8 protein-coding genes are annotated in these 11944 nt (G+C 68.3%); 4 read left to right on the forward strand and 4 right to left on the reverse strand.

The features are described 5' to 3' along the window. Positions 1-190: 190 nt before the first annotated feature. Positions 191-394 (reverse strand): hypothetical protein, encoded by a 204-nt coding sequence (locus ON31_RS28635; protein ID WP_039818057.1) that lies wholly within the window; start codon positions 392-394, stop codon positions 191-193. 263 nt (positions 395-657) lie between these two features. Between ON31_RS28635 and ON31_RS28640 the strand changes: the two genes are divergently transcribed. After that, on the forward strand, positions 658-2103 hold the full coding sequence (locus tag ON31_RS28640) for an aldehyde dehydrogenase (protein ID WP_039818058.1): 1446 nt from the start codon (positions 658-660) through the stop codon (positions 2101-2103). Between the two features lie 102 nt (positions 2104-2205). Here the strand turns inward: ON31_RS28640 and ON31_RS28645 are convergent, their stop codons facing one another. From ON31_RS28645 to ON31_RS28655, 3 genes are all read right to left on the reverse strand, one after another. Continuing rightward, the gene (locus tag ON31_RS28645) at positions 2206-4032 is read right to left on the reverse strand and encodes a phosphoenolpyruvate carboxykinase (GTP) (RefSeq protein ID WP_039818060.1); all 1827 of its coding nucleotides are present in this window, start codon (positions 4030-4032) and stop codon (positions 2206-2208) included. Between the two features lie 245 nt (positions 4033-4277). Beyond that, on the reverse strand, positions 4278-6143 hold the full coding sequence (locus ON31_RS28650) for a hypothetical protein (RefSeq protein ID WP_255222293.1): 1866 nt from the start codon (positions 6141-6143) through the stop codon (positions 4278-4280). Further along, positions 6130-7191 (reverse strand): hypothetical protein, encoded by a 1062-nt coding sequence (locus ON31_RS28655; RefSeq protein ID WP_039818061.1) that lies wholly within the window; start codon positions 7189-7191, stop codon positions 6130-6132. The genes ON31_RS28650 and ON31_RS28655 overlap by 14 nt, the downstream gene beginning before the upstream one ends. 408 nt (positions 7192-7599) lie before the next feature. Here ON31_RS28655 and trmB point away from each other — a divergent pair, with 408 nt between their 5' ends. From trmB to ON31_RS28670, 3 genes are all read left to right on the forward strand, one after another. After that, the gene (gene trmB / locus ON31_RS28660) at positions 7600-8376 is read left to right on the forward strand and encodes a tRNA (guanosine(46)-N7)-methyltransferase TrmB (protein ID WP_081592801.1); all 777 of its coding nucleotides are present in this window, start codon (positions 7600-7602) and stop codon (positions 8374-8376) included. Beyond that, positions 8373-9119 (forward strand): NYN domain-containing protein, encoded by a 747-nt coding sequence (locus tag ON31_RS28665; protein ID WP_029930272.1) that lies wholly within the window; start codon positions 8373-8375, stop codon positions 9117-9119. Before trmB ends, ON31_RS28665 begins: the two co-directional genes overlap by 4 nt. Then, positions 9119-11944, forward strand: a 2826-nt coding sequence (locus tag ON31_RS28670; protein ID WP_081592802.1) for an MMPL family transporter, incomplete at its 3' end; no start/stop codon positions are given. The genes ON31_RS28665 and ON31_RS28670, both read left to right, overlap by 1 nt.

Genomic DNA, 11944 nt, shown 5'->3' on the forward strand with positions numbered 1-11944 from the left:
TCCCTGTGCCGTAACGGTTCATGAATCGAACGAGCAATCCGCGGTAGCTATAAGCATGCTCGCAGCAGCTGCAGAATGCAATAGTGCGTTTCACGAAAAGCGAACCGACAGGTTGGAATTCGAGATTACGAATGCCCGGTATTTGCCACACATGTGCCCAATTACCCTGCGCTCGCGCCGATCTCGATGATCACCGATCCGACATGACCAATCGCAATACCGGCTGACCCACCCGATCCGCACGCTGCGGACCCGCCACGACTTCGACCCGCCAACCCGGCGGCAGCACCCGCTGCAACTTCCCCGCCTCCCGATGCAGGGGCGTGCCGGCGGCCACCGCCGGGAGGTCGGTGATCTCCGGGAGCACGAAAGCGCCGAAATCCAGATCGGTCATGCCATCGCCCGCCTTTCACGAGTCGGCTCAGCTCCCCCCGGCCGAACCGCATGCCGAAGACGAGCAGCGAACAACCTCAGTTGAAAAGAATAGCTAATGTTTAGCAACCGGACCGATGGTCCGTGAGACGAAAACCACACCGAGCATAGGGCACGCATGAGCGCATCGACGGCGAACGCCACACGAACGGCGCGCCCACTCGCCGGACAGCAGTCCGGACCATCATCCGGACAACCCTCGGAGCAAAACTGTAACGTGTTCCCATGAATTACCAGAGCTTGTTCATCGGCGGTCACTGGACGGCCCCGGCCAGCGCCGAACGCGTCCCGGTCGTCTCGCCCGCCACCCTGGAAACCGTCGGCACCGTGCCGGTGGTGAGCCGCGCCGACGTCGACGCCGCTGTGGCCGCGGCCCGCCGCGCCTTCGACAGCGGCCCCTGGCCCGCCACTCCGCCGGAGCAACGCGCCGACGTTCTCGCCCGCGTCTCCCAACTGCTCGATCAGCGGGTCGGAGACCTGGTGGCCGCGCTCAGCGCGGAGCTGGGCGCACCCGCCATGGCCGCCAATACGCTCAACCACCTCCCGGCCAAGGCCGCCCTGGACTTCTATGCCGGACTCGGTAAGTCCTTCCCCTGGAACGAGACTCGCGTCGGCGCGTTCGGCACCAGCCGGGTCTCGCGCGAACCGGTCGGTGTGGTCGCGGCCGTCACGGCCTGGAACGTGCCGCTCTTCCTGGCCGTCAACAAGCTCGCCCCCGCCCTGCTCGCGGGCTGCACGGTCGTGCTCAAACCCGCGCCGCTCACCCCGCTGACCACCAACCTGCTGGCCGACCTGTTCGTCGAGGCGGGATTGCCGGAGGGGGTGCTGTCGGTGCTGCCCGCCGACGCGGAGGTCTCCGAATACCTTGTCTCCCATCCCGATGTGGACAAGGTGACCTTCACAGGCAGTACCGCGGTGGGTCGCAAGATCGCGTCCATTGCGGGCGGCCAACTCAAACGCTGCTCCTTGGAGCTGGGTGGCAAATCTGCGGCAATCCTATTGCCGGACCTGGATATCGCCGCGAGCATGCCCACCCTCGCCTTCTCGGGCCTGATGAATTCCGGTCAGGCGTGCGTGGCGCAGACCCGCATTCTCGCGCCGCGCAGCCGGTACGACGAGATCGTGGAGGGACTCGCGGACGCGGTGCGCGCCATGAAGACCGGTATTCCGAGCGATCCCGACGCGACCCTCGGCCCGCTCATCTCGCAGCGGCAACGCGAACGCGTCGAGGGCTATATCGCCCGGGGCAAGGATGAGGGCGCGCGTCTCGTCCTCGGTGGTGGACGCCCCGACGACCTGCCGGGCTGGTTCGTCGAGCCGACCGTCTTCGCAGATGTCGCGAACTCCATGGCCATCGCGCGCGAGGAGATCTTCGGCCCGGTGCTGTCGGTGCTGCCCTACGAGACCGAGGACGAAGCCGTCGCCATCGCCAACGACAGCGATTACGGACTAGCCGGTTCGGTGTGGACCACCGATATCGAGCACGGCGCGGCGGTCGCCGCCAAGGTGCGTACCGGCACCTATGCCATCAACTGGTACGCCTTCGACCCCTGCGCCCCCTTCGGCGGCTACAAGAAATCGGGCATCGGCCGCGAGAACGGCCCCGAGGGCCTGGACGCCTACTGCGAACAGAAATCCCTGCTCATGCCCTTGGGATACCAGGGTTCATAGTCGGGCATCGAATCGGTTCCGCCCGCACCGAACTCGGCGCGGGCGGCCACTCGATATCCGAATCCGATTGCCCACAGAACGCTGAGGACGCGGAGAGGCGGACTAGCCGAGACGCTGCTTGAGGCCCTCGAACTCGTCGCGGACGCCCGAGGGCAGCTTCTCGCCGATGAACTCGAACCACTCCTCGATGAGCGGGATCTCGCGACGCCACTCCTCGGGGTTGACGGCCAGGGCCTCGTCCACATCGGCCTCGTTCACGTCGAGGCCGTCGAGGTAGAGGTCGGCGGCGGTGGGGACATTGCCGATCGGGGTCGGGCGGGCCTCCTTGCGGCCCTCGATGCGGCCGATGATCCACTCCAGCACGCGGGAGTTCTCACCGAAGCCGGGCCACAGGAAGCGGCCGTCCTCGCCACGGCGGAACCAGTTGACGTAGAAGATCTTCGGCAGCTTCTCGGCGTCGGCGTTCTTGCCGATATTGCCCCAGTGGCCCAGGTAGTCGCCCACGTGGTAGCCCATGAAGGGCAGCATGGCCATCGGGTCGCGGCGCACGGTGCCGACCTTGCCCTCGGCGGCGGCGGTCTGCTCGGAGGCCATGGTCGCGCCCATGAACACGCCGTGCTGCCAGCTGAGCGATTCGGTCACCAGCGGCACGGTGGTCTTGCGGCGCGCGCCGAACAGGATGGCCGAGATCGGCACGCCCTGCGGGTCGTCCCACTCCGGCGCCAGGATCGGGCACTGCGACATCGGCGTGCAGTAGCGCGAGTTCGGGTGCGCGGCGAGGGTTTCCGACTCGCGCTCGTACCAGTCGTTGCCCTTCCAGTCGATCAGGTGGTCGGGGGTGCCCTCCAGGCCCTCCCACCACACGTCGTTATCGTCGGTGAGGGCGACATTGGTGTAGACGGTGTTGCCCGCCTCCATGGTGGCCATGGCGTTCGGGTTGGACGAGTGGTTGGTGCCCGGCGCGACGCCGAAGAAGCCGAATTCCGGATTGACGGCGTAGAGGCGGCCGTCCTTGCCGAAGCGCATCCACGCGATGTCGTCGCCGAGGGTTTCGGCGCGCCAGCCCGGAATGGTCGGCTGGATCATGGCGAGGTTGGTCTTGCCGCAGGCCGACGGGAAGGCGGCGGCGATGTAGTACGCCTTGTTCTCCGGCGAGATGAGCTTGAGGATGAGCATGTGCTCGGCCAGCCAGCCCTCGTCGTGCGCCATGGCGGAGGCAATACGCAGCGAGTAGCACTTCTTGCCCAGCAGCGCGTTGCCGCCGTAACCCGAACCGTAGGACCAGATCTCGCGGTCCTCGGGGAAGTGGGTGATGTACTTGGTGTCGTTGCACGGCCACGGCACGTCGGCCTGGCCCTCGGCCAGCGGCGCGCCGACGGAGTGCAGGGCCTTCACGAACGGCTTGTCGGTGCCCAGCTTCTCCAGGGCTGCGGCGCCCATGCGGGTCATGACGCGCATGGAGACGACCACGTACTCGGAGTCGGTGATCTCGACGCCCAGCTTGGGGTCGTCGGCGCCGAGCGGGCCCATGCAGAAGGGCACCACGTACATGGTGCGGCCGTTCATGCAGTCGCGGTACAGCTCGGTCATGGTGGCGCGCATCTCGGTCGGATCGACCCAGTTGTTGGTCGGGCCCGCGTCGGCCTCGGTGCGCGAACAGATGTAGGTGCGGGATTCGACGCGCGCGACGTCGGAGGGATCGGAGAGCGCGAGGAACGAGTTGGGCTTCTTGGCCTCGTTCAGCTTCTTGAAGGTGCCCGCGGCGACGAGCTGCTCGGTGAGGCGGTCCCACTCCGCGTCGGACCCGTCCGCCCAGACCACGCGGTCGGGCTGGGTCAGTTCTGCGACCTCCTGAACCCAGGCAAGCAGTTCCTTGTGCTCGGTGGGCGCGGTGCCATCGTGAAGACCAGGAATGGTCGCTGAGGTCATGAAAACTCTCCTGAGATGGGTGGCCTCGGATGGCTCGAGCCGGCGTGAGTCCAGCTCGCGACACCTGTTGCCACCGATTGCGGTCGGGCCCCCGCCCGCCGTCTGCGCGATAGCACGTCCCGGCTGGACGGCATACAGGGACGAAGCGGACGCCCGGGTTCCTGCTATAGAGGTTAACGCCATATATCCCGGGCGTAGGAATCGGGTTGTCCAGTCGGTATCGGGTCGAGACCGCCGACCAGCGGTTATGTGAATTCCAGTGTGCGAAGGTCACGTTCACAGGCCGCTAATTGCCCTGGTCGGCGCGCTGCGGCGGCGCGGAGCAGGTCCTCGATTTCACCTACCCGACGGTCTGTTTCCACCACATTCTCGGTCGCCAACCGAACCAACTGGTCTGTGATTTGATCCTCGGCCTCCACCAGGACCGCGGCCACCCGCTGCTCCAGGTGCGCCTTCACATTCACCAGCGCATCCGCGATCCACTGGCGCAAATGCGCCCGGTCGGCCAGCTGACCGCGCGCCCGCGCCAGCCAGGCGGCCACCCCCGCACCCAGCAGCAGGGTCAGCGGGACGGTGGCGTAATCCAGCGCGGGCATGAGCGCGAACGGGGAGACGATCAGGCGCCCCAGCCCGAAACCGGCGGATGCGCCGATCACGATCATCAACCGGTCCTCCGCACCGACGTGGCGCGGCTCCGGATCCGGACCGACCCGGGGCGGCGCGGCGACACGCTGCGCCACCCGCATGGTCGGCTCGGGTTCGGCCTCGTCGTCCTCGGTCGACGCGAACGCCCGGACCGTCAGCTCGACCAGCCGGGTCAGATCGGTGAGCCGGTGGCGGATCTCGGCATCGATCTCCGCGGTCAGCTCGTCCACCGTCCGCTGCAGATGCCGCGGATAGTCGCGCTGTTCGGCGCGGCCCAGGCGCTCGACATCGGCTCGGGCCGCGATATTGAGGGCGCGAATCCGCGCGCCCACCTCGTGCACGAGATCGACCTTCGCCAGCTGCATCCGATTGTGCAGGGCCGCCATGGCGATCGAACGCCCGCCGTCGCCGACCGCCAGCAGTTCCACCCGCTCCTCCCGCAGCGCGGCCACATCGGCGGCCGATCGCAGGGCCTCGATCTGCTCGTCGATGCGCCGACGGGTGTCCGTGAGCACCCGCCGCAGCACGCCCTCGGCCTGATCGGCGGCCGTCACCGCACCCGCCGCGGCGGCCAGGCGGGCGTGCAACAGGGCGATACCGGCGCGATCGGCCAGGGCCGCGTCCGCCGTGGTGCGCGCCGCCGCCGCCAATTGCGGTGACACCGGGACGATATCGACCCCGGAGCGGTCGTCGAATGCCGCGGCCAGCAGCTCCCGGTTCCGGTCCCGGATCCCGCGCCAATCGTCGTGCGCGTGAATACCGCCCAGCGCGAAGACGATCCGAGCGCCGCCCGCACGCAGCCGCCGCACCACGTCCAGGGTGTGCGCCCCGATCGGCGCGGCGGCATCGCACAGCACCAGCGCCACCCCCACCGGCCGCACCGGCTCCTCGACCGGCTCCGACACCTCGAGCCGGGGAACGAAACGCGCCAATTCGGCCCGCAGCAAGGCCGTGTTCGCGTCGTCGACGCCGATCAGCGTGATCGAACCCGCCACCTCACCGCCGACCCTGGCCGCCTCCAACAACGCCATGCCCTGGGGGTTCCAGCGCGCCACAACGGCTTCCGCCGTCGGTGGCAACACCAGGGAGGCGATCCGAGCTGAGTGCGCCGCATCGACCGGCACGGCCGGCGCGGGCAGCGAGATGAGGCCGCGCGGCATCTCGGAGATTCCGGACGGAGTGGCTGATGCTCCGGACGGAGTGGATGAAACTCCGAACGGACCGGATGAGGTGGCCGACCCAGCGGTCGCGGCCGTGGTACCGCCACCGGTCGCGCCGGAACCGCCGGGCGACTCCCGCCCGTGCGTGGGTCCCCGGGACTCCGCAGCGGTTCCGTCCGTTGGCTGTTCCCGACGCTCGGGACCCCGGCTCAACGGCTCGTCGTCCGGAGCGGGCGGACCGACCATGGGGGTGGCGGTCTCCCGGCGGGTGTCGTGGGCGGTGCCGGGGCGTTCAGAGTCGGGCATCGGTCAACCGTTCCCACAGGCGGATGTAGCCGTCGTGAATGCGCAGCGCGGCGCGACGGGCATCCGGTGTGATGTCGGCGGCGACGACCGCGCGCCAGTGGGCGGCGTGCGCCAGGGCCTGGTCCGGGTCGGTGGGTGCTGGGTCGGTGGCGGGCAGCCGGGCGAGCGCGGGACTGGACAGTCCCGCCCGCAGGCCCAGCGCCAGCGCTTCGTCGCCCCGCAGGTAGGTCTCGATGCGGTCGCGCGCCGGAATGCGGCAGGCCGCCAGCCGGGTGAGCTCGTCGAGGAGTTCGCCGCCGCGCCGGGCCGCGTGCGCTTCGCAGCGGCGGCGCAGGTCGGCGTGCAGCGGGTCGATTCCGCTGGCGGCGTGCAGGATCTGCAGGATTCGCCCCGACGACAGCTCGGGCCGGTACCGCAGCGCCGAGAGGGCACAGGCCAGGCCGGGCAGCGGCCAGCGGGCGAGCAGCGCCTTCCGGTCGGCGGTGTCGGAGCCGAACGCGGGGTCGGTGAACCGTTCCGGGACGAGGGCGAACGTCGGGTCCGGATGGTCGCGGTGGCGGCACAGGGTGGCCCGTTCGGCATCGGCGACAATGCCGGATCGGGTATGCGCCGCCAGGGTCGCCACCACCGGATGTACGGCCATGCCGAACTCCTCGGCGCAGCGCTCGGCGGCGGTGACCGCATCGCTCCAGCGGCTGCCGATGGCATCGGCCTTGTTCAGCACCAGCAGCATTCGCTCCGGCGGCACGGTGGCGAGCACCGCTCGATCCGCGGGGTGCGGCGCGCCCGCCAAGATATAGAGGACGAGATCGCCGTCCAGGACGGGTTCGGGTTGCCCCGGCACATCCACCGACGCGGTCTCCTCGGCGGCGAGCAGGGCCAAAGCCCGCTGCACCGTGGTCTTTCCGGCACGGCTGCGCCCGGTGACCTGAATGCGCAACGGCCGCCGCCAACGCCGGACGGCGGCTTCGAGTCGTGGGGGGACCGGCGTATCGCTCGCGCGGACCGCCGTCAGCAGCAGCTCCAGTTCGCTTCGACCTTCATCCATCGCGTATCTCGCTGTAGCTCAACGCAATAACTCACGTGTGTTTTCGGCAGAAATGCCCTGAAATCCGGTGTGCCCGCACCGGTACCCGCGCGCCCATCGCGAATACAGCGGAATCCTAGTCACGAAAACGACGCCATGAAGCGGGAATTGCGCCATCGGGACAACCCCGCTGGCCGGGGCGTCGGCCGCCCGCCGGTCCGCCGCGGACGGTGCGCCCGATCACCGGCGCCACGCCCCTGTGTGACGCGTCACGGCCCGCCCATTCGGCGACGCGGTCGCATTACCGCTCGTTTCCCGGTATCCGGTCGCGGAAACGCAGGTGGGCGCGATCACGAAAATGCCCGCCGGAAAACGGATCGGGCACCCAACGCGTGGTCGATTGCTGCGCTAATCATCGAATACTGGACAATGGACGCCGTGAACGACGCCGCGAACCACACTGCCGAGTCAGTTCCCGGGCCGCGGTCGGCCACCGGCAACCGTCTCTACCCTCGGGTCACCAGCTTCCGGTCCCGCCGGGGCGCGCTGACGCCGTCCCAGCAGGAGTCCTGGGAGCGGATGTGGCCGCACATCGGGAAGGATGTGTCCGACGACCCGCTCGACGCCGACGCCTGGTTCGGCCGCAGCGCGCCGCTCATCATCGAGATCGGCTGCGGTACCGGTACCGCCACCGCGGCCATGGCTCGCGACGAGCCGCAGTTCAACCTGATCGGCATCGAGGTCTACAAGCCGGGTCTGGCCATGCTGGTGAAGACCATCGAGCGCGAGGGCATCGACAATGTCCGGCTGCTGCGCGGCGATGCCGTGGATGTGCTGGACCACATGATTGCCGAGGAGTCGCTGACCGGTGTCCGGATCTTCTTCCCGGACCCGTGGCCCAAGGCTCGCCATCACAAGCGGCGGCTGATCCAGCCCGCCACGCTGAAGCTCATCGCGTCGCGGCTGAAACCCGGCGGCGTGTTGCATGTCGCCACCGACCACGCCGACTACGCGGAGTGGATTGCCGAGGTCGGAGCGGGAGAACCCCAGCTCATCGGCCTGAATGAGACGACCGGGGGCAATTCGGACGACTGGCGCGAAACCGCACCAATCGGTTTCGAACGTCCGATTACCAAGTTCGAAAGCAAAGGACTCCGCGCGGGTAGCGCGATCAACGAGTTCATCTGGGGGAAGATCGAATCATGAGTGTCAGCGAAATGACCCCGGAGGTATCGGATGTTGCCGAAATAATGCACGGCACCCCCTCCGCGGAAGTGCCCGGCACCCCAGCACTAGGCGTCAGCACCCCGGACGTGCGCCGCGTCCTGCTGGTCTGGGACGCACCGAATCTCGATATGGGACTCGGCGCGATCCTGGGCGGCCGCCCCACCGCCGCCTACCGCCCCCGCTTCGACGCCCTCGGACGCTGGCTGCTGGCCCGCACAGCCGAACTGTCGGTAGGTAGCCCGCGCCGGGTCGAACCCGAGGCGACCGTCTTCACCAATATCGCGCCCGGCACCGCCGATGTGGTGCGACCGTGGGTGGAGGCGCTGCGCAATGTCGGCTACGCAGTCTTCGCAAAACCCAAAATCGACGAGGATTCCGACGTCGACAGCGATATGCTCGCCCATATCGAGCTACGCCGTCGCGGCGCGGGCTTGGCGGGCATCATGGTCGCCTCCGCGGACGGACAGGCGTTCCGCGCACCGCTCGAGGAGATCGCCGCGACGGGCGTTCCCGTTCAGGTGCTCGGATTCCGTGAGCACGCGAGTTGGGCCGTCACGTCCGATATCCTCGAGTTCATCGATCTGGAGGACATCCCGGGCGTGTTCCGTGAACCGCTGCCCAGGGTGAGCCTCGATTCGCTGCCCGACGAGGGAGCATGGCTGCAGCCCTTCCGGCCGCTGTCCGCACTGCTCACCTCCCGCCCCGCTCAAGGAGTCGCTTAGTGTTCACCCGCTGGGGCGACCTGGTCTACCGGCTGCGCTTCGCCGTGCTCGGCGTGGTCACCGCCGCCATGCTCGCACTCGGAGGTTTCGGGTTCGGGCTGGAAAACCATCTCAGCTCCAGCGGGTGGTTCGACCCCACCTCGGAATCCACCAAGGCCGCCGAACTCAAGGACCAGGTCTACGGCCGCGACCACAGCGCCGACATCCTGCTGCTGTTCACCGCGCCCGAGGGCAAGACCATCGACGATCCGGAGTTCAGCCGGACGGTCGTCGACAAGCTCAACAGCCTGCCCAAGGAATACCCGCTGATCACCAAGGTCAACGGGGCCTACTGGCAGACCGAGACCGGCGAGTGGATCCCGTCGGTCGCGGGCAGCAAGGACAAGAAGCACGCCTTCGCCGCGCTGGCCCTCGAGGGCAACAACGACACCGAGATGCTGCGGAACTACGCCCAGGTGCAGGACGCCTTCGAGATTCCGGGCGTCCAGGTCGAGGTCGCGGGTCTGCAACCCATCGGGTTCACGCTGAACGACACCATCGCCAGCGACGTGAAGCGCATGGAGCTGCTGGCGCTGCCCGCCGTCGCGGTGCTGCTGTTCTTCATCTTCGGCGGCATCGTCGCCGCCTCGCTGCCGCTGATCATCGGCGGGCTCACCATTCTGGCCTCCAACGGCATCATCATGGGGCTGACCAAGTTCACCGAGGTGAACTCGTTCGTCTCCGCCGTGGTGTCGATGATCGGCCTGGGTCTGGCCATCGACTACGGCCTGTTCATCGTGAGCCGGTTCCGCGAGGAACTCGCGGAGGGCTACGACACCAAGGCCGCGGTGCGCCGCTCGGTCATGACGGCGGGGCGCACCGTCACCTCCTCGGCGACCATGATCATCGCCGCCAGCGCGGGCATGCTGCTGTTCCCGCAGGGCTTCCTCAAGTCGGTCGCCTACGGCACCATCGCCGCGGTGCTGCTGGCCATGGTGTCGGCGCTCACCGTGCTGCCCGCCATGCTGAGCATCCTCGGCCCACGCGTGGACATGCTGGGCCTCAAGTGGATTCGCAAGACCAAGACCGCCGACGAGGTCGAGAACAGCTTCTGGGGCCGGATGACCGCGTGGGTGATGAAGCACCCGCTCAAGGTCGCCATCCCGCTCACCATCGTGCTGCTGCTGCTCATCATCCCGGTGAAGAACCTGCAGTTCGGCGGTATCAGCGAAACCTATCTGCCGCCGGACAATCCGACCCGACTGGCGCAGGAGCACTTCGACGAGATCTTCCCGCTGCGCAAATCCGATCCGGTGCAGCTGATCATCGTCACCGACAACTCGCGCAATATCGGTCAGATCCTGGCGGAGGCGAATCAGGCTCCCGGACTGGTGAAGAACTCCCAGTTCGGCATTCCGGCGAAACCGCCGAACGGGTCGAACGTATGGGTCTCCGAGGCCACCGTCACCGACAGCGCGCATCCCGAGGACACCGTCGACTATCTGCGCTCGATGGCGGTGCCCGAAGGTGCGGAGGTCATGGTCACCGGGCAACCGGTCATGATGATGGACAGCATCAAGTCGCTGCTGGACCTCATGCCGCTGATGATCGCGCTGGTGCTGCTGGTCACCACCATCCTGATGTTCCTGACCTTCGGATCGCTGGTGCTGCCGCTCAAGGCGGCGCTCATGAGCGCGCTCGGCCTCGGTTCCACGCTCGGCATCCTCACCTGGATCTTCATCGACGGCCACGGCGCGGGCCTGCTGAACTTCACACCGCAGCCGATCATGTCGCCGGTGCTGGTGCTGATCATCGCGATCATCTACGGCCTATCCGTGGATTACGAGGTGTTCCTGCTCTCCCGCATGGTGGAGGCACGCACGCAGGGGGCCAGCACCACCGAATCCGTGCGCGTCGGCACCGCCCAGACCGGGCGCATCATCACCGCGGCGGCGCTCATCCTGTTGGTCGTGACGGGCGCGTTCGCGTTCTCCGAACTCGTGATGATGCAGTACATCGCCTACGGCATGGTGGCGGCACTGTTCATCGACGCCACCGTGCTGCGCATGCTGCTGGTGCCCGCCACCATGAAGCTGCTCGGCGACGACTGCTGGTGGGCTCCGGCCTGGATGAAGAAGATCCAGGAGAAGGTGGGCCTCGGCGAACCCATCCTCGACGATGAGCGGCCCGGCGGCGGCGACATGGTGGACTTGGTGAAGACCACCCCGGTCACCGACCCCGTCACCCTGCAGATGCCCGCGCTGGCCGACGGCACCCCCGCCACCAAGCCGCGCTCGTTCCGCAAGATCCGCCCCCGGATGGTGGACAGCGAGGCCCCGACCGAGCGGCTCGACGACTCCACCACCGTGCTGCCCGTGGTGACGGCCTCCGGCGGTATCGCCCAGACCAATGCGGCCGAGGCCGTGGCCCGCGCCACCGGTGCCATCCCGAAGGTCGATGCCCGGCCCGGCGCGGAGGCGACCGGCTCTCGGTCGACGCGACCGACAGAGTCCGACAGCACCGCCGCCGGCGACCCGGGCCGGCCCGCCCCCGCCCCGGGTGTCGGCGTACAGCCTCGCGCCGCGTCGAATCTGACCAACCTGAGCGATCTCGGCTCCGGCGCGGGCGAGCGCCCGCGTTCCGACGAGGCGTTCCAGCGCCCGTCGGGCGAGCCCGCCCAGCCGGGTGAGGCCGATCGGAACCGCGACGATGCCCCCCGGAGTCCGGGCGGAACAGTGCCGCAGATCTCCCAGCCGAGCACTCGGCAGTCGACCGCACCGGCGGTGGAGAGCGATGTTCCGGCATCGCCCGCGACGCCCCTGGTGGCGGGTGCGGAACGGGTGCTG

The sequence above is a fragment of the Nocardia otitidiscaviarum NBRC 14405 genome (assembly GCF_000308635.1).
GTDB classification, from domain to species: domain Bacteria; phylum Actinomycetota; class Actinomycetes; order Mycobacteriales; family Mycobacteriaceae; genus Nocardia; species Nocardia otitidiscaviarum.